15 protein-coding genes and 1 riboswitch are annotated in these 18,198 nt (G+C 67.8%); of the genes, 2 read left to right on the top strand and 13 right to left on the bottom strand.

All coding sequences use genetic code 11. The features are described 5' to 3' along the window. The first annotated feature begins 170 nt into the window (after nt 1–170). Complete coding sequence (locus tag ACFYO1_RS16400) at nt 171–3,200, top strand: tetratricopeptide repeat protein (RefSeq protein WP_387231241.1); 3,030 nt, start codon at nt 171–173, stop codon at nt 3,198–3,200. Between the two features lie 27 nt (nt 3,201–3,227). On the opposite strand, the gene ACFYO1_RS16395 is transcribed toward ACFYO1_RS16400, so the two are convergent. The 9 genes from ACFYO1_RS16395 to ACFYO1_RS16355 all read right to left on the bottom strand — a co-directional run bounded on the left by ACFYO1_RS16395 (nt 3,228) and on the right by ACFYO1_RS16355 (nt 14,201). Then, a complete protein-coding gene (locus tag ACFYO1_RS16395; RefSeq protein WP_387231239.1) occupies nt 3,228–4,568 on the bottom strand; it encodes an AAA-associated domain-containing protein in 1,341 nt (446 codons plus the stop codon). A gap of 40 nt (nt 4,569–4,608) precedes the next feature. Next, complete coding sequence (locus ACFYO1_RS16390; protein WP_387231237.1) at nt 4,609–6,345, bottom strand: ABC transporter permease; 1,737 nt, start codon at nt 6,343–6,345, stop codon at nt 4,609–4,611. Beyond that, the gene (locus ACFYO1_RS16385) at nt 6,342–7,058 is read right to left on the bottom strand and encodes an MgtC/SapB family protein (RefSeq protein ID WP_387231236.1); all 717 of its coding nucleotides are present in this window, start codon (nt 7,056–7,058) and stop codon (nt 6,342–6,344) included. Before ACFYO1_RS16385 ends, ACFYO1_RS16390 begins: the two co-directional genes overlap by 4 nt. Nucleotides 7,059–7,320: 262 nt before the next feature. Then, a riboswitch (M-box (ykoK) riboswitch) is annotated at nt 7,321–7,491 on the bottom strand. Nucleotides 7,492–7,610: 119 nt separating this feature from the next. Beyond that, on the bottom strand, nt 7,611–8,240 hold the full coding sequence (locus ACFYO1_RS16380; RefSeq protein ID WP_387231235.1) for a TetR/AcrR family transcriptional regulator: 630 nt from the start codon (nt 8,238–8,240) through the stop codon (nt 7,611–7,613). A gap of 83 nt (nt 8,241–8,323) precedes the next feature. Continuing rightward, on the bottom strand, nt 8,324–8,731 hold the full coding sequence (locus ACFYO1_RS16375) for a hypothetical protein (RefSeq protein ID WP_387231233.1): 408 nt from the start codon (nt 8,729–8,731) through the stop codon (nt 8,324–8,326). 109 nt (nt 8,732–8,840) lie between these two features. Next, nucleotides 8,841–10,166, bottom strand: coding sequence for a pyridoxal-phosphate dependent enzyme (locus ACFYO1_RS16370; protein WP_387231231.1), 1,326 nt, complete (start codon nt 10,164–10,166; stop codon nt 8,841–8,843). Beyond that, nucleotides 10,166–11,632, bottom strand: coding sequence for an alanine racemase (locus tag ACFYO1_RS16365; protein WP_387231229.1), 1,467 nt, complete (start codon nt 11,630–11,632; stop codon nt 10,166–10,168). The genes ACFYO1_RS16370 and ACFYO1_RS16365 overlap by 1 nt, the downstream gene beginning before the upstream one ends. Further along, nucleotides 11,629–12,918, bottom strand: coding sequence for a heavy-metal-associated domain-containing protein (locus ACFYO1_RS16360; RefSeq protein WP_387231227.1), 1,290 nt, complete (start codon nt 12,916–12,918; stop codon nt 11,629–11,631). The genes ACFYO1_RS16365 and ACFYO1_RS16360 overlap by 4 nt, the downstream gene beginning before the upstream one ends. Next, on the bottom strand, nt 12,915–14,201 hold the full coding sequence (locus ACFYO1_RS16355) for an aminotransferase class V-fold PLP-dependent enzyme (RefSeq protein WP_387231225.1): 1,287 nt from the start codon (nt 14,199–14,201) through the stop codon (nt 12,915–12,917). Before ACFYO1_RS16355 ends, ACFYO1_RS16360 begins: the two co-directional genes overlap by 4 nt. A 123-nt stretch (nt 14,202–14,324) precedes the next feature. Between ACFYO1_RS16355 and ACFYO1_RS16350 the strand changes: the two genes are divergently transcribed. Then, entirely contained in the window at nt 14,325–14,747 is a 423-nt protein-coding gene (locus tag ACFYO1_RS16350) for a pyridoxamine 5'-phosphate oxidase family protein (protein ID WP_387231223.1), read from the top strand. A gap of 19 nt (nt 14,748–14,766) precedes the next feature. Here the strand turns inward: ACFYO1_RS16350 and ACFYO1_RS16345 are convergent, their stop codons facing one another. The 4 genes from ACFYO1_RS16345 to ACFYO1_RS16330 all read right to left on the bottom strand — a co-directional run bounded on the left by ACFYO1_RS16345 (nt 14,767) and on the right by ACFYO1_RS16330 (nt 18,033). Next, nucleotides 14,767–15,201: a CBS domain-containing protein gene (locus tag ACFYO1_RS16345; protein ID WP_150401599.1), complete on the bottom strand. Its 435-nt coding sequence runs from the start codon at nt 15,199–15,201 to the stop codon at nt 14,767–14,769. An 89-nt stretch (nt 15,202–15,290) separates the two neighbouring features. Continuing rightward, the gene (locus ACFYO1_RS16340; protein WP_387231221.1) at nt 15,291–16,553 is read right to left on the bottom strand and encodes a PucR family transcriptional regulator; all 1,263 of its coding nucleotides are present in this window, start codon (nt 16,551–16,553) and stop codon (nt 15,291–15,293) included. A gap of 238 nt (nt 16,554–16,791) precedes the next feature. Next, nucleotides 16,792–17,022 (bottom strand): hypothetical protein, encoded by a 231-nt coding sequence (locus tag ACFYO1_RS16335; RefSeq protein ID WP_378719236.1) that lies wholly within the window; start codon nt 17,020–17,022, stop codon nt 16,792–16,794. Nucleotides 17,023–17,232: 210 nt separating this feature from the next. Continuing rightward, a complete protein-coding gene (locus tag ACFYO1_RS16330) occupies nt 17,233–18,033 on the bottom strand; it encodes an SAM-dependent methyltransferase (RefSeq protein WP_387231219.1) in 801 nt (266 codons plus the stop codon). Between the last annotated feature and the right edge of the window lie 165 nt (nt 18,034–18,198).

Raw genomic sequence — 18,198 nt, 5'->3', positions numbered from 1 at the left:
TCATGGCGCCGATCTCCTCACGCTCGTGTCCAGGCCCGCCACACTACGTCTCGCACAGCACCATTCGATATCGAAATGACGTCGGCGGCGGATGCGCAATCGTTGGTAAGCCGGAACGTCCAGGTTGCGGGTGTGTGATCTGCTGGCATAGCCACGGGTATGTTGCTTGCATGGGAGGACGACTCGCTTTGGTTGTCGGGTCCGAGTGTGTGGCGCTGGGGGAACTGGGGTTCACCGGCGAACTCGCGACGGGGTTGTACGGGAGTTTGACCGAGGCGGGCGGGTGGCGATCCGCGACCGAAACGGACGGTCCGGTGCTGAATCCGACTGCGGCGCAGCTGGTCACGGCGGTGGACGAGGCATTCGAGGCGGCCGGGCAGCGGCAGGCGACGTTGCTGCTCGCGTTCATCGGGCACGGGGTGGCGACCAGTGCCGAGGACTTCTATCTGCTCGGACACGATTCACCCGCAGTGCCGAACTCGCACAACGCGTTTCATCTCACCCAGGAGATCAGGGAGCGGCTGAACCAGTCCGCCGTCGACGGTTTGGTGGTGCTGGTGGACGCCTGTGACACCGGGCAGGGGGTGATCGGCGCGGCGCGGCGGTGGACCGATCTGCTCGCACAGTCGGCGGGGCGGATGGAAATGCTGGTCGCGGCGGGGGAGGGGCCCGCGTACTCCGGGTGCTTCACCCGGACCCTGCTGTCCACCTTCGACGGCGGGTTGCCGTTGCGCGGGGAGAACCTGCTGCCCGCGGATCTGGTCGATCCGATCGCCGGGGAGTGCGTTCACCAACAGCCGCAATATCTTTCGTTCACCTCCGGTGCGGTGTCGGTGGCGCACGGAGCGGACCCCGGGCTGTGGCTGGTGCCGAATACCGCGCGGCATCGCGATGCCGTGAGCGGGCGCTCCGCGGCGGGATTCGTCGATCAGCTCACCCGCGGGCTGCTCGTGACGCCGGATGTGCGTGAGCATCTCGACGCGATCGTGGATGCGGGCGGCAATCGGCTGCGGGTGGTGATCGGGCCGGCCGGCGCGGGCAAGTCGACCCTGCTGGCGATGCTGATCCGGCCGAGCCTGGTGGAGGGTCTGTCGGTGACCCCCGAATACATCACCGCGGCAGTGTTTCTCACCGCCGCCAGCTCGATCGAGGCGGTCGCGGCCGAGCTGGCCGCGCAGCTGAGCGCCCGGTTGCCGGGTTTCGCCGAGGCGGCGCAGGCGGTGCACGCGCATCGGGCCCGAGACGAGTTCGACATCTTCGACCTGTCGGTGCGGCATCCGCTGGCGCGGCTGTCCACCTCGGGGCGCCGGGTGACGCTCGTGCTGGACGGACTGAACCAGCCGCAGGAGGGCACGCGGCGGTTGCTCGTCTCGGCGATCGCCGACCTGACCAGGCGCGACGATCTGCGGCACGTGCGGGTCATCATCGGTATCCGGGACGGCACCGGCGTCGAGGACGCGCCCGCGCTGGCACACATGTACCGGATCGAGGTGGGCGAGCCGGCCGCCGACGACATCGCCACCGCGGTCGGTTCCGCGCGCGGCAGCGGCGCGCCCTCGGACCCGGCGGACTGGGTGAACTGGATCCAGTCGCTGCTGAGCCAGACACCAACCGACGTAGAGGGATCCCACGTCGTCGCCGGTGGTTGGCTGCTGGCCAAGATGCTGCTCGAGGTGGCGTCCAGCATCACCGACGGCGCGGTGGCCGAGGGGATCGGACTCGATCGGATCGTCGCCCTGCGGGTGGACGCGGCCTCGCGCGGGATGTATGCCGAAACGGCTTGTGCGACGGGTACATTCCTCAGCATCATGGTCGCCGCCGGGGTCGGTCCGGTGTTGCCGATCGAGTTGCTCGACGCCGCGCTGGCGGCGCGCGGGTTCGACCTGCACATCGCCCGGATCCGGGACATGACAGTCGCTTTGGGGGCGCTGGTCACGCGGAGCCGGCCCGGAACGCCGCGCGAGTCGCTCGGGGTGACGCACGGCGCGTTGCTGCCCGGTCTGCGCGCCGAATGCCGGAAGCTCGGAGTGGATCTCGAAGACGCGCACCGGGCGATCGTCACCGCGATCAAGCAGAGTCCGAGTGATCGTGCGGCCGACTACGCGCGCGGATCCGCGGTGCGCCACTGTCTCGCGTATCGGGACTCGGCCAGTGCCCTGCACTTCCTGGAAATGTTGCAGACGACGAGGTCCGCCGACAATCGGGATCTCTGGGCGGCCTGGGTGCCGGCCTTTGTCGAGACCCTCGGTCCCGATCATCCCGATACGCTGACCACGCGCAGCCGCGAGGCTTACCACCGCGCCGAAAGCGGTGATCTGATCGGCGCGATTTCGGCCTTCGAGCTGCTGCTCGCCGACCGGCTGCGGGTGCTGGGTCCCGATCATCCGAAAACCCTTGGCACGCGGACGAATCTAGCCACCTGCCGGGCGCGCTGCGGCGACTACATCGGTGCGCGCGCCGACTACAAGCGCCTGTTCGCCGACCAGCGCCGGCTCCTCGGTCCCGACGCGCCCGACACCTTGCGCACCCGAAACGATTTGGCCTCGAATCGCGCCGACCTCGGTGACTTGCCCGGTGCCATAGCGGATTTCGAACAACTAATCCTGGACCGCACCCGCGTCCTCGGCGCCGACGACCCGCAGACCTTGCGCACGCGCAACAGCCTCGCCTACTGGCACGGCGAAAACGGCGACGTCGCCACCGCCAGAACCGAATTCGAACAGCTCCTCGCCGACAACCTGCGCATCTTCGGCCCCGACCACCCCGCCACCCTGGCCGCCCGCAACAGCCTCGCCGCCTTCCGCGCCCGCAGCGGCGACCTGGCCGGCGCCGCAACCGAATTCACCCACCTGCTCACCGATCGCCTCCGCGTCCTCGGCCCCGACCACCCCGACACCCTCACCACCCGAAGCACCCTCGCCGACTACCACGCCGACACCGGCAACCTCCCCGACGCCATCGCCGAACTCGAACAACTCCTAGCCGACCGCCTGCGCGTCCTGGGCCCCGACCACCCCGACACCTTCGCCACCCGCAACGACCTGGCCTCCCGCCAAGCCGAAAACGGCGACCTCCCCGGCGCCATAGCCGACCTCGAAGTCCTCCTCGTAGCCGAACTCCGAGCCCTCGGCCCCACCCACTCCGCCACCATCCGCACCCAATCCACCCTCGCCCACTGGCGAGCCCAACTGGTCAAGTAGATATTGCGTCGTAGGTGAGTTGGCGACTCAGGCCGTCCATTTCCCTCGCACACCGTCGAAGACCTGGGCCGCCGGATCGGCGGTGATTTTGTCGGAATCGGTGTCGTAGTCGTATAGCTCGGCGTAGCGACCCCAGTCGATGGCGATGTCTAGTTGGCGGCGGGCGTCTTCGGGGCCGAAGCCGCGGCGGAGGAGGTCGAGGAAGAAGGCGGCGCGGAGGCTGCCGTCGGAGCTGCCGGTGAGGCCTTTGCAGATGGTGCGGACCAGGGGGGCGCGGTGGCGGGCTTGTTCGGCGAAGATGCGCTTGCTTTCCTGGATGTCGGCGGTGGTGAAGCGGACGCCGATGTCGGTGAGCAGGACGTCGCCGTCTTCGACGGTGATGAAGCCGAGCATTTCCGCGGCGTCGACGAGGGGGAGCAGGTCGTCGATCTCGAAGTTGAGTTCGTCGGCGATGTCGGGGAGGTCGGCGCGGCCGCCGGTGGCGTAGACGAGTTCGACGAGGCCGGCCAGGCCGCCGACGGAGGCGTCGGGCAGCGGCCGGGCGGTGGGCGTCGCCCTGTCCGGTCCGGTGACGACGGGTTCGTCGTCGCGTCCGGTGAGCAGTCCGTAGATCTGGTCGACCATCGCCTCGAACCACGGCGCGCGCCGGTCGCGCGGACGCGCGTGCGACACCTGGATTTCGGCGATGATGCGGCCCGGGTTCGAGCCGAGTACCAGCACCCGGTCGGCCAGCTGCACGGCCTCCTCGATGTTGTGCGTGACGACGCAGATCGCCTTGGTGGGGAAACCGTCGGTGGCCCACAGGTTCACCAGCTCGGTGCGCAGGTTCTCCGCGGTGAGCACGTCGAGCGCGGAGAACGGCTCGTCCATCAGCAGCAGGTCCGGTTCCAGCACCAGGGCGCGAGCGAACCCGACCCGCTGGCGCATACCACCGGAAAGCTCCTTGGGATAAGCGGATTCGAACCCGTCGAGGCCGATCATGTCGATGGCGGCCAGCGCGCGCTGCTTCCGCTCGGCCGGCGCCACGTTGCGCGCGGCCAGCCCGAGCTCGACATTGTCCTGCACGGTGAGCCACGGCATCAGCGCGAACGACTGGAACACCAGTGCGGCACCGGGATTGCTGCCGTTGAGCGGGGCGCCGCGGTAGGTGACCTCCCCGTCCGACGGCGCGATCAATCCGGCGATGATGCGCAGCAGGGTGGACTTGCCGGAGCCGGAACGGCCGAGCAGGGCGACGATCTCGCCGCTGCGCAACTGCAGGTCGATTCCGTCGAGCACCCGCAGTTCGTCGCCGGCCGCGCCGGTGAATCGCTTGCCGACACCCGAGATATCCAGCAGCACATCGCGGTTGGTCCCGGTGATGGTCATGATCGGTCTCCCGTCGAACGAGTGGAGAAGGAACGGGCGTTCACAGCGAGTACCGCCGTTCGGCCAGTGCGTAGAGCCGCCGCCAGAACAGCCGGTTGATACCGACCACGTAGATGCTCATGACCAGCACGCCGATCAGGATCCGTGGCGAGTCACCGACTTTGGTCGCCTCGTGGATGTAGGAGCCGAGCCCGGCCGCCACCAGGGTGGTCGACCCGTAGTCCACCACCTCGGAGACGATGGACGCGTTCCACGCGCCACCGGCCGCGGTGATCCCGCCGGTCACGTAGCTGGGGAAGATGGCGGGCAGGATCAGCCTGCGCCACCACAGTTTTCGCGGCAGTTGCAGGTTGGCGGCGGCCTCGCGCAGATCGGTGGGCACCGCGCTCGCGCCGGCGATGACGTTGAACAGGATGTACCACTGCGCGCCGAGCGCCATCAGGATGGTGCCCGCCCAGTTCAAACTGGCTCCGCTCCATACCAGTACGGCGGTGATGAACGGGAACAGGAAGTTCGCCGGGAAGCTGGCCAGCACCTGCACCACCGGCTGCGCGAGCCGGGACACCTTAGGGTTCAACCCGATCCACACGCCGATGGGCACCCACACGAGGGTGGCGAACACCAGCAACACCACCACGCGCAGCAGGGTCAGGAACCCGAGCCCGAACGCGTGCCCGACTTCGCCGAAGCCCGCGGTGGATTCGATGTAGCCGACCACCCGATACGCGCCGTAGGCGACCGCCGCCGCGACCACCGCGGCGAACACCAGATCGCCCGCGCGACGCCGGACCGGCGACGCATGCAGCGGATACTCAGCCAGTCCGAATACGCTCATCACCCGATCCAGCGGCGACACGAACGGACCGAACACCTTGCCGAGCAGCAGCGGAATGTGCGAGCGCCGCAACAGATTCAGCACCACACTGCGCGGCGCGTCGGCCGCCCCGGTGTCCTCCACCCGGAACCGCTCCGCCCACGCGGTGAGCGGCCGCCAGAACAGGAAGTTCACCCCGACGACCATGACGACCATTACGCCGATCGCGATGAACACCTTGCCGAGATCGCCGTCCCCGGTGGCGGTCGCGACATAGGAGCCGATGCCCGGCAGCGCGTATTCGTGGTTGTTCACGCTGATCGCCTCGGACGCGACCAGGAAGAACCATCCACCGCCGAAGCTCATCATCCCGTTCCAGACCAGCGGGATCATGCCGCTCGGCACGTCGACGCGCCAAAACCGTTGCCAGCGCGACAGTCTCAGGTTGCGCGCGGCCTCGTCCAGTTCGCGCGGCTGCGCGGCCAGGCTGTGGTAGAAGGCGAACGCCATGTTCCACGCCTGCGAGGTGAAAATCGCGAAGACGGAGGCACTTTCGAGCCCGAGCTGCGAGCCGGGGAACAGTGCGATGAACCCGGCGACGGTGATCGACAGGAAGCCGAGGATCGGCACCGATTGCAGGATGTCGAGCAGCGGCAGCAACACGGTGCGGGCCCGCCGCAGCCGCGCCGCCGCGGTCGCGTAGACGAAGGTGAACAGGATGGACAATCCGAGCGCGGCGAACATCCGCAGCAGCGAACGGGCCGCGTAGTAGGGCAGCTGATCCGGGTCGGTCGACACCGTGGCCGGCGCGCCGGCCTGATCGAACGGCACGTTCGCGCTCGCCGAGACGCGCACGACCAGCCAGATCAGCACCGCCGCGCCGACGAACACGACGACGTCGGCGAATCGATTGCGCGGCCGATCGAGCGCGCTGCCGACGGGGTAGGAACGAAGCAGTGTCATGCCTGCGGGCCCTTCACATCCGAGGTGGCGATGTGCCAGCCGACGCTGGTCACCGACGGTTCCAGGCTGAGCCGGCTCACCGCCGACTCCATCTGGCGATCGTCGCGCTGGTCGCCGAACAGTTCGGCGCGCACCTCGACCCGGCCCGGCGTGCCGGTGTTCGCGCTGGAGATGGAGACCAGCTGAAAGTCCGTGCGGGTCAAGGCTTGTACGAGCAGGGCGCGCACGTGCGCCTCGTTGTCGTCGTTGGTCACGGCGGCGAACGAGTAGGACGCGGGCTGCTCGTGCCCGGCTTCGGGCTGTTTGTCCACGGCCCGTCCGGCGGCGCGCAGCGCGACGTTGACGCCGACCACCGCGACCGTGCCCGCCGCCGCGGTGCTGAACATTCCGGCGCCGGCCAGCGCCCCGACCGCTGCCGCGCACCACAGGGTGGCCGCGGTGTTGAGGCCGCGCACGTTGAGGCCGTCGCGGATGATCACGCCCGCGCCGAGGAAGCCGATGCCGGAGACGATCTGCGCGGCGACCCGGGTCGGGTCGGCGTCGCCGCCGGAGAAGCCGTGGGCCGACAGCAGCACGAACAGGGTCGCCCCGGCGGCGACGAGCGCGTTGGTGCGCAGGCCCGCCATCCGGGCCCGGTATTGCCGCTCGAAGCCGATGGCCGCGCCGAAGCCGACTCCGGCGAGCAGCCGCAGGATCATTTCCACTGTCGTCATGACCGCACTCCCTGAACAATCGTCAGCGCACCGTCGAAAACAGCAGGTTACGGGGTAAATCCCGAAATGAGATCGGCTGTTGAGGTGTCGCCGGGTGAATACTTGGCAAACTGGGGATACGGATAATTACCGCCGGGCATCCGGCTCACCTCCTCGGTCCATCGGCGCACGGCAAATACCGCACGGTACGTCTGTGATCGTTGCAGAGCGCAGCAGTGGAATCCGGCGCTGGGTCTTCTCTGTCGAAAGAAAACGCCGGTAAAGCACTTCTCCTCGTAAGACCTTTGGCACTTCACGGCGTAAACCCGGGGAGCCGGGAGCCAATCGGGATCACCCCTTAAGCCGGGGAGATCTGTCCTGACCCGGGGCGTCTCTCGACGTTCGGGGTCGCTGGCCTGTTTCCGTGAAGGAGCCTCAGCGAACGATCGGCACCTTGCGCTGGCAAGTAAACACCCGAACGGAAGCATTGGCAACCCGGATGTGATCGCGGTCGCATCCGGCACCGAATTCCGTTGTGTCCGAGCCCGGTTGGAGCGCCCTGCGCGCGGCGGGTCAGGACTTGTACAGCGAGCGGTACGCGGTGATCACCGCGACGCAGTGGTCGATGATCTCGTCGCGGGTGGCGCGCAGCGAGCCGTTGAGCCACGCGGAGAACATGCCCGCGTTGCCGCTGGCCATGGTGACCGCGGCCAGCCTGCGCTTGACCGGATCGTCGATGTGGGAGAACAGGTGATCCTGCATGAGCCGGGTGAACACCGGCATCACCGAGATGGTGGTCTGGCCGAGGCCGGTGCTGGAGTACGGCTCGACCAGGAACAGCCGGGATTTGCGCGGATCGTCCAGCACCTTGTCCACCAGGATGCGGGCCAGTTCGCGGTCGCGGGTCGGCTCGTCGGTCGCGGCGAAGGCGGTCATCGGTTGCAGGAACTCCTCGGCGACCTGCCGGTAGAGCACGTCCAGTAGCTCGTCGCGGCTGGTGAAGCTCTCGTAGAAGTACCGGTCGGTGAGGTTGGCCCGGCGGCAGACCGCGCGCATGGTGACCCCGCTGGCGCCCGCCTCGCCGATCAGATCCAGCGCGGCCTCGAGTAGCGCGGTGCGGCGGGCCTCCCTGCGCTCGGTGAGGGTCGTGCCGCCCCAGATCCGTGGGCCCGCGTCGTCGTCTGCTTCCTGGCCTGATTGCACCGCACCAGACTAGTGCCTGGTCGGCGACGAGCCCGGCGACCTGCTGATCGCCGGGCTCGGTGCGCGTCGCGGTTGGTTGCCGCTCAGGGCAATACGAGGCAGATGGGTCCGAGCGGGACCCCGTTGCCGACGGTCGCGGTGGTCGAGACGTGCGCGCCGGAATTGTGCACGGCGAAAACGGTGTGATTGCCGACGGCCAGCGGCGTCCACTTCGCGGTGACGGTGCCGGAGGCCGGGACGGTGATCCAGCCGCCGGGGTCGAAGACGCCGGTGGCGTCGAAGAAGCCGACGACGTCGCCGGGGGTGGCGGTGGCCGTCGCGATGTAGGAGCAGGACGTGCCGAACGCGGTGGAACTGCCGAAGCTGAGGCCTGGCGCCACTCCGACGGCGGTGACCGCGGCCGGTGCGGCGGGTGCGGTGAGCACCAGCGCCCCGGTGATGGCACCGAAGGAGGTCAGTGTGGCAGCGACGGTTTTCTTCGACCGGTACATGATGAATCATCTCTCTCGGGCGTGGACAGCGCTGGGTTGCGCGCTTGCCGAGTAGTCTCCGCGCGACGCGAAAGTGACACGCGCGGAATTGGCGGATGGCCCGCGCGCGTCACCCGCCACTTTCCAGCGGCAGCCCGGCATCCCGCCAGGCAACGATGCCGCCGGCCAGGCTGCTCGCGTCGTAACCGGCCTGTTTGGCCCGGGTGGCGAAGCGCAGCGACAGCTCGCCCACCGGGCAGACGAACACCAGCGGTCGCGAGCGCGGGAACGGGACGCCGTGCGCGAACATGTCGTCGAGTTGGTCGTCGCGGATGTTGAGCGCACCGGGCACGTGCCCGATCCGGTAGGCCATCGAGCCGCGGGTGTCCACGATGGTCGGCTTGCCGGTGCGGTCGAGCTCGGCCAGCTCGGCGGGGGAAAGGGCCGGGGTGGCGGCCTGTTCCGTGGCGGTCGGCGACGGGCGGTGCGCTGCGCGATCGAAAAGTTCAGGCCTGCGCTTCTTGATGTAGGACAGATAGGGTTCCAGCCGGTCGCAGACGATGAAGACGGCGACGATCGGCCCGTCCGTACGATCCGGAATCTCTGCTGCGGCAAGGGTTTCCAGCGCCGCCGCGTAGCTGGCTCCGCTGGTCGGCCCGGCCAGGATGCCGTAACCGGTGGCCAGGCGCAGCGTCGCGTCCACCGCGGTGCCCGCCTCGACGGTCACGATGTCGTCGTAGAAGTCCGCTTGGAACAGGCCGACGTCCCACATCTCGCTCTCCGAGCGGATCCCGGGGATGAAGTCGGCCCGGTCGGAAACCACGGCGACGGTGCGCAATTCGGGATTGTGCTTGCGCAGATAGGTAGCGGTGCCCCTGGTCGAACCGGTGGTGCCGAGCCCGCCGATCAAGTAGTCGACCCGGTTGATGCCGTCGGCGGCCAGGTCCTCGTGGATCTCCCGGCCGGTGCCGTGATGGTGCGCCTCGATGTTCTTCTCGTTGGTGTATTGCGACGCGTGATAGTAGGCGTCCGGTTGCTGCGCCATGGTCGCCTCGATCACCGAGTAGACGTCGTTCGGCGTGGTCGGGTCGGGGCATTCGGACAGCCCGGGCAGCTCGACGATCTCGGTGCCGAGCAGCTGCAGGAGATCTCGCACCTCGGTGACCTTGATCCGGTTGGTCACCGCGCGTAGTCCGATGCCGTGCAGCGCGCCGAGTATGCGCAACGCCTTCGCGGTGTTGCCACTGGACGCCTCGATGAACGTCTGCCCGCCGGCCGCGATGGCGTCGAGTTCGTCGCGGATCATGCCCCACGCCACCCGGTCCTTCACAGAGCCGAACGGGTTGCAGGACTCCAGCTTCGCGTACAGCTCGACGTTCGGCAGACCGTGCACCGCGGGGTCGAGTCGGAGCAGGGGAGTGTTGCCGATGAGTTCGGTGATGTGGTCGTAGCGCATCAGGACGCCCCGGTGGGTATGCGCCGCGGTGCGGCGTGGTGCTGGATCGACAGGTCCGGTGCGTACTCGGCGTCCGGGCACACCTGGAAGCCGTTGCCGCGCTGCGCGACCGCGAGTTTGATCGGCGGCGGCCGCATGGAGGCCGTCGCCGCGGACAGATCCATGTGGTAGGCGGCCGTGTTCGGGAACACCACCAGATCGCCGGGGCTCGGCCGATTCGGCAGCCACACTTTGTGATTGGTGATCAGGTCACGCTCCAGGCAGAGTCGTCCGGCGAAATACACACCGGCAAAGTGAGTTCCGGTCGTGTCCCGCCGTGGCAGCACGATCGGATCGACCATCACCTCCTGATCGGCCGGCGTCACCGAGTCGCGGCTCAGGTCGAGGTTGACCAGCACGGTGCCGTCGGCGAGCTCCTTGACGAAGTCGACCGTCGCCACCGTCACCCCCGCGTGATCGACCAGCGCCTTACCTGGTTCCAGCCACAGCTCGAGCAGGTTGTCCGAGATCACCTCGGCGACGGTCCGCCCGCCGTGCCGCTCCAGCGGCGCGGTGCACAGGTCCTCGAGCATCCTGGTCGGCGCGATCGTGTTGGCGTACTTGTGGAATATCGGGATCCCGTGCACCGCACCGCCGGCGACGTGATAGCCGAAGGTATTGCTGCCCCAGCTCATCGGCTCGCCCCGGCCGAGCAGCGATTCACGCAGCGCGTGCACGTAGGCGTCGAACCGATCGGCGTCGGCGGTGAACACCTGGCGATACCCGCCGCCGATATCCAGCACCGACGGCGTCAGCCCGTGACCGTAGGCCCGCTCGACCAGTGCCAGGCACGCGTCGATCGCGCGAATCCGTTCCCCCGTGTCGCCGGAGTCGAGGTGAAACGCGAACCCGAGGAACGTGATTCGGTCGCGATGCGCCCGCAGTAGCTCGAAGGCACGCTCGATGTGACCGAGCGGGACGCCGAATCGGCTCACCTGCGCCGCATCGAATCCCGAAACACGCAGCAGCACCGGGACTTCGGTGCGATCGCCGGCCAACTCCGGAATGCGCGCCAACTCCCACAGGTTGTCGACGTTGATCGTGACCCCGCGCTCGATCAGATCCCGAAGGAACGCCTCACCTTTCGGCCCGGTCACCTCGATCCGCGCGGTCCCGAACCCGGCGGCGACCGCGCTCGCCACCTCTTGGGGCGAGGCGGCGTCGAGGGCGATCCCGGCCCGCGCGGCGGTCCGCACGAACGCCAGGGACTGATTCGCCTTGTGCGCGTAGCAGATTCGATACCGGCTCAGCAACCGATCGAGCACCGATCGGAACTGCGCGAGGTTCTCCGCGTACACCTGCGGGAACACCAGGTGCACCGGCGAACCGAACCGGTCCAGCGCCGCCGCCACGGCGCCCGGCGAATCGAGGAAGGCGCGCACCAGCGGATCGAGCTTCGCGGGCAGCGCCGGAATCGCTGCCGTCATACCGCGGTTTCCGACGGCTGGGCGGCCGGCGCGTCCTCCGTGGCGATCTCCGGCCGCTCGGCGACCGGGTTGTAACCGCCGTCCCGGATGGCCTCGAAGGCCCTGGCCCGGTTGCGCGGACTGCGGAACTCGGCGACCACCCGCTTGCTGAGCAGGTCGATCTCGACCACCCGGATGTCCATCGACTCCAGCACCCCGCCGATCGTGCGGACACAGTGCTTGCAGGTCATATCCGGCACGTAGAACACCTGATCCTCGGCGGTGGCCGCCCGATCGGCGGTGGCGTCGTCCAGTTCGGCACTCACTTCCACGAGGTCGCAGCGCCCGGCGACCTGGGTGAACACCGCGACGAACTGGTCGACCACCACCGGCAGGATGCTGTAATGCCCGCCGCCGAGGTGATGCGGCATCGCGGCCAGGCAGGCGGGCCTGGTCCCGGCCGGCAGCAGCGCGTACTGGCGGGAGATGAGGTCGAGGTCGTCGTGATACTTGGCCAGCGCCTCCGCGATGCTGAGCCCCTCGACATGGGTCGCCCGGCGCATCACCGTGTGCGCGTCGGAAATCGTGGCGTCCTTCATCGCGCGCAGTGTCGCCACCGTCTCGGCGGAGTAGCGCACCGTGCCGTCGGGCTGCGCGATGAGCGTCACCGGAATCATCCCGCGCCGGTAGGTCGACGCCTGCAATTCCCAGTACCAGCGTGTGGCGACGGCCGAGAAGAGGCCGGATTCACGCATGCCCAAGGCGAATTCGGCCGCGCCGCGATACGGGGTCTGCCGGGCCAGCAGTGCGTGCTGGGCCAGCGCCCGGCCGGCCGCCTCGATGCCGACGCGGAAGATGTCCATCGGCTCGTGATCGGTGGTGGTGCCGTCCAGCATCGCGTGCTCGCGCGGACCCAACGCGGAAATGCGTTCGGCGAACGCGGTATTCGCGCTGAGCGCATGCCACAGCGCGAGCACGGTCTCGCGCATGGCGATCGGGATCAGCGGGCCGAGGCCGTCGGCGCGATAGTGACCGGTGTTGGGGATGCCGTCGCTGTCGGTCCAGGTGATCCGGTGCGTGGCGCTGGTGACCTGATAGGGCCGGCAGGGCCGCATGAACCGTTCCAGGTAGAGCCGCTGCGAGTAGGTGAGGTGACTGTTCGGCTCGGTATGCAGTGCGGTGCAGGTGAATTCGAACCTGCGCCGGTCGGGGACGGGCACCGGCGCCGCGAACAGACCCGGCTGCGCCAGCCCGGCGAGCACCCGGGACGCGGCCCGCCGGTCGTAGCGCGGGGTGTCCATGGTCATCTGACCTCCTCGGCAATCGTCGTGACGCACTGGGTGAATCGGTCGATCTCGTCGGCGGTGTTGTAGATGTGCGTGCTGACCCGCACCGAGTCCTCGGCCTCGGCGAGCCGTCCGCCGACCGCGCCGTCCTGGATCGCGACCGTGCAGTGCAGGCCGGTGCGAACCAGGAAACCCAGTTCGCTCAACACGAATCCGAGGTCGGTGGCGGAGATGCCGTCGAGGGTGAAGGAGGTGATGCCGTAGCCGACCGCGCTCGGCGCGTACGCGGGCCCGGGCAGGAAGTCGAGTCCGCGGATCGGGCGCAGGCCGTCGATGAGGCGCAGGGTCAGCTCGCGATTGTGCTCCTCGATGGCGCCGATATCGAAGGACTCCAGCACTTCCAGCGCGCTGCCGAGCGCGAGGATGCCGGGAATATTGTGCGTGCCGCCCTCGAGCAGCGCGGGCATCGCCCCCGGAATCAGTCCGGCCTCGCTCACCAGCACCCCCGAGTTGCCGCCGGGCAGGAATGGCACCAGACTAGCGTGGACTCGCCTGTGGCAGTACAGGATTCCGGTTCCCGGCGCGCCGAACATCTTGTGCGCGGCGAAGATCGCGAAGTCCGCGCCGAGTTCGGTCACGTCGACCGGCACGTGCCCGCCGCTCTGGCTACAGTCGAAGCACAGCAGGATCGCCGGGTCGAGCCGGCCGCGCAGGGGCGCGAGGGTGGTCAGGCCGCCGTAGACGTGATGCAGATGGCTGGCGGTGATCAAGCGGGTGCGCGGGGTGACCTTGGCGAGGATGTCGGCGGTGTCCGCCTCGCCGTCGCCGGTCACCCGGTAGGGGACCAGCTCGATCCGGCGCCCGAACCGGGCCAGCAGGCCGCGCAGGTGATGCCAGGGGTGCACGTTGGACGCGTGATCGGCTGGGCTGTACAGGATTTCGTCGCCGTCCGCCAGCGCGGCCAGGCCCCAGGACAGGGTGACGGCATTGAGCGCCGCGGTCGCACCACCGGTGAAGACCACCTCGTCCGGGTGCTGCGCGCCGATGAACGCCGCGGTGCGCTCGCGGATCCGGTTCAGCCGGGTGGTGAGGCCGGTGGCCCACGGGTAGGTGCCGCGTCCGGCATTGGCGGTTCGTGAGCTGTGATAACGATGGATGGTCTCGATGACCGGCAGCGGCTTCTGCGTGGTCGCGGCGCTGTCCAGATAGATTTCGGTGGATTCGGCGAGTGCGGGGAAGAGTTTTCGAATGTCCGCCGGGGCCTGCGTGCGCGAAAAATCCGCCCTCGAGGCATGGGATCGCAACGTGACGCTCCCTCCGCAAAACCCGTTCACAAGGTGCGTTGGACGCCACCCACGATACGCACTTTTACCGGCCTCTTCGAAGGTTATCGAGGGCAACGGCTTTCACCCACTAGGGTGGAGGCCATGGCATTGACCTTGAAAGAGCGTCAAGAGTTCCTCGCGCAGCCGCACGTCGCGGCGTTGTCCGTGGCCGGTGGCACCGGCCGGGGGCCACTATCGGTGCCCATCTGGTACCAGTACGAGCCAGGATCCGAGCCGTGGGTGACGACCGGGGCCGAATCGCGGAAACTGCGATTGATCAAGGAGTCCGGGCGTTTCACTTTGCTGGTGCAGCGCACCGAACCGACCACTCGGTACGTATCGGTCGAGGGCCCGGTATCGAGGATCGTCCCACTGACCGACGAACTGCATATGGAAATGGTCAAGCGTTATCTGACCGGGGATGCCGTCGACAATTACCTGAAGCAGGCAGCCGGATTCGGCGACCAGGTCGCGGTGTACCTGCGACCCGAGCACTGGCTGTCGGCAGACCTCGGCAGCGCCTAGCGCCACCTGGCCGCCGAGCTCAGTACTTGCCCTGTAGGTACTCGACGAGGTGCTGACGCTCGGTGGCCAGCTCGGAGATCGCGCTCTTCACCACATCGCCGATGCTGACGATGCCGATCAACCGACCCTGATCGACCACCGGCAGGTGCCGAATCCGGTGCTCGGTCATCGTGTTTCGCAGTCCGTCGACCCGGTCGTCGGGCGCGCAGGTGCGCACGTCGGTGGTCATGATCTCCGAAACCGGGGTGTCGAGCAGCTCCGCTCCGCGCGCGTGCAGGTTGCGCACGACGTCGCGTTCGGAGATTATGCCGACGATCCCTTCCCCGTCACGTGACACGACAACCGCGCCGATATTGTGTTCGGCCAGTGTGGCCAGCAAGCTTCGAATTGTCGTGTCGGGCGCGATCGTGGCGACGTCGCTACCTTTTCTGCGCAATATCTCGGCTATTCGCATACTTTCACCATCCAGTGTCCGCGGCAGTTTCAGGATCCCAAGGTTGTGCCCTGGTGACCAGCACGAATCCGTTACGGGTCACGCGACGGTCACAGCCGGCGGGTGACGCTGTTATCCAGATCGCGGGCGAGCAGGGCGATGGCGGCCTGCGAGATCCCGGCCGAGGTGGCCAGGTCGATGGTGGTGAGCTGGGCGATGCGGCGCAGCCGATAGTCGACGGTATTCGGGTGAACGTACAGCTGACGCGCGGTGAGCTGGCGATTCATGTCGTTGCCGAGGTAGGCGCGCATGGTCTCGAACAGTTCCGCGTGGGCCTCGAGCGGATCGAGGATGGTGGCGATCCGCCGGGTGGCCGGCCCGCCACGGGTCAGCTGATACTCCACGGCCAAATCGGCCATTTCGTAGAGGCCAGGGGGCTTGCCACCGACGCGCACCAGATTGAGCAATTCGTGTGCCTGGTCGGCGGATTCGGGCACCTCGTCGGTGTCGCTCGCGACCAGCGTCGCGGTGAGCGGCACCTCGGCGGCCTCGGCCAGCTGGGCCAGGGTCTCGGCGGTCATGGCGGCCTCCCCGCTGTCGCCGACCGGGATCAGCATCGTGCCGCCCTTGGTGCTGAGCAGCGCCAGCGCGCGGGAGGCGAACACGGTGGCGAGCGCGGATTGCAGTCGGCGTAGCTTGCGGCGGGCCGCGACGTTCGCGTCGACCCGGGAATCGCGTTCGTCCGGATGTTCCGAAAGCGACAGTGCGACTACCTGATACGCGTCCGCGATCGGGATGCCTGCCTGCCGGGCGAGGGCGGAACTGCCGCGGCCGCTCAGCAGCGCCGAGGCGAGGGTTTGGGCGGCGGTCTGGTGTTCCTTGGCGACGAGATGCTGTTCGTCGACGTAGGCGTCGGCCACGGCGGCGGTGACGGCTTCCAGCAGTTCCAGCATCAGATCGGTGGCGACCAGCAGTTGGTCCACATCGCCGGCCCTGGCGGGCGCGGTGACCAGGCCGAACGCGATGCGCACCCCTTCGTGGTAACCACGCAGAATTGTGCTGAGCGGCACGCCTTCTCGGGCCCACTGGGCGGCGGCCTCCCGGACCTCGCCGAATTGTTCATCGCCGGGAACGGTGCGCCGGTCGAACATTTCGGCGACCAAACCCAGGCAGCTGCGGGTGAGTTTGGTGACGTCCCCGCGCAATTGTTCGCCGGGCAGGGTGCGGCATGGCGCCATGCAGGTGGCGAAATAACCCACCATCCGGGAGGCCACCCGGTCGGTGTTCTGCAACGGCACCGAAGCCGGCTGGCCACCGATTTCGAGTGCCGTGTCGGAGGAATCAGCGGGAAGATGCAGCGCGGAGAAGGTCATTCGGGTCGCTCCATTGCCACGTCGGGCGTAATAGAACGGTGCCCGAATCGTTCGGCTCACTATACGAAAGGGTTCTGCGCCGGGGGAGTTATCGGCGAGATCGATGGGAGCCTACGGCATTATCGGGTGACCTATTCGTGACATCGCAGGGTACCGGGACGGCGCCGCGACTCCGCGTTATGCTGCATGGAATGTTCGGCAGGTGCGAACATCGATGCGAGCCAACGGATTCGAGCGACTACTCGTCGTCGAGACCGGCGGAGAGGTAGGCGGCCGCGGCCAGCCACTGCCTGCACTGCGGGCCGTGGACCTCGTGGGCGGACAGGATGTCACGCGCCTGCCGATAGGTGAGGCCGGGTGGTTCGACAGAGCAGTCGGATACCGGGACCGGAGCGGGACATTGCCGCAAAGTCTCGACGCCGGTGCCGATGACGGCAACCCGGCGGGGAGTCCGGAATGGCTGGCTCATTCGACCGCCCCTCGCGTGTGGCGTGTGGGGAGTTGCTGTGTAGGCGCCGCCGGCTCGAATCTCCCTGCGTACCTCCCCGATATGGGTCCGAGTCTATGCTGCCGTCGCTTACAGATGCAAGTACATTTGCACTCACGGCGCGGATGAACTCGGGCCGAAATCGAGCGGAACAGCGGTCGTCACCGACCGCCGCCGCACTCCGCGGCCGGGCTATGGCTTGCGAGCTACTCCGCAGTAGGCCGAGATCGGCCTGGTCAGGGCCTTCTCGTCGGAATCGTTGCGCCACTGCGTGAGTGAAACGAACCCTGGTGCGACGAGTTCCAGCTCGTCGAAGACGCCGCGGATCTCGTCCTTGGATCGCGGGGTGTACGGCGCGCCGCCGGTGTCGGAGTAGTTCTGGCAGAGCTTCACGTAGTCGGCGCTGTCGTCGGTGCCGTCCCACATGGCGAGGTAGCTGCCCGATGGCACGGCGGCCATGATCGTTCGCACGACACGCAGCAGGTCCGCATACGACGCGGCGTGTCCGAGTACTCCCATGAACATCACGCCGGTCGGCCGGTCGAAGTTCAAGACGTTCTGCGCGTCGGCGACGATGAGCTCGGGATCGTTGTAGTCGGCCTCTATATAGGTGGTCACACCTTCGCGAGACGTGTTGGTCAACAGGGCCCTTGACTGAACGAGCACCATCGGGTCGTGGTCGACATAGACGACCTTCGTCTCCGGCGCGATCGCCTGGGCGACCTCGTGGGTGTTCTGCATGGTCGGCAGTCCGGTGCCGATGTCGAGGAACTGGCGCAGGCCGGCCTCGCCGGCGAGGTAGCGGACCGCGCGGATCAGGAACTGCCGCGACTGCCCGGCCATGGTGACGATCTCGGGATCGATCTCGATGCCCGCGTCACCCGCGATCCGGTCGATCTCGTAGTAATCGTTACCGCCCATCCAGTAGTTCCAGATGCGCGCCGAGTGCGGAATGTCGGTCCGGATCACGGGGCTGTTGTCCGCTTCGGGCATGGGGGAGGCTCCTCTGGAACGCCGATGCGGGCCTGCGTCGGCGGTGCGCACCGGGGGTTGTCGCGAATGACTGATTCATCCGATCTGCCTTGGGACAGTACAAGATTCAACGCTCCAGGATGGTCGTGATCACCTGCTGACCAGTCGGTTCGTTGGGCGAAACGC

It is taken from the genome of Nocardia sp. NPDC006044 (genome assembly GCF_042871115.1).
Lineage (GTDB): Bacteria > Actinomycetota > Actinomycetes > Mycobacteriales > Mycobacteriaceae > Nocardia.
The sequence above is the reverse complement of the archived record's forward strand: the minus strand, read 5'-3'. Positions and strand labels throughout refer to the sequence as shown.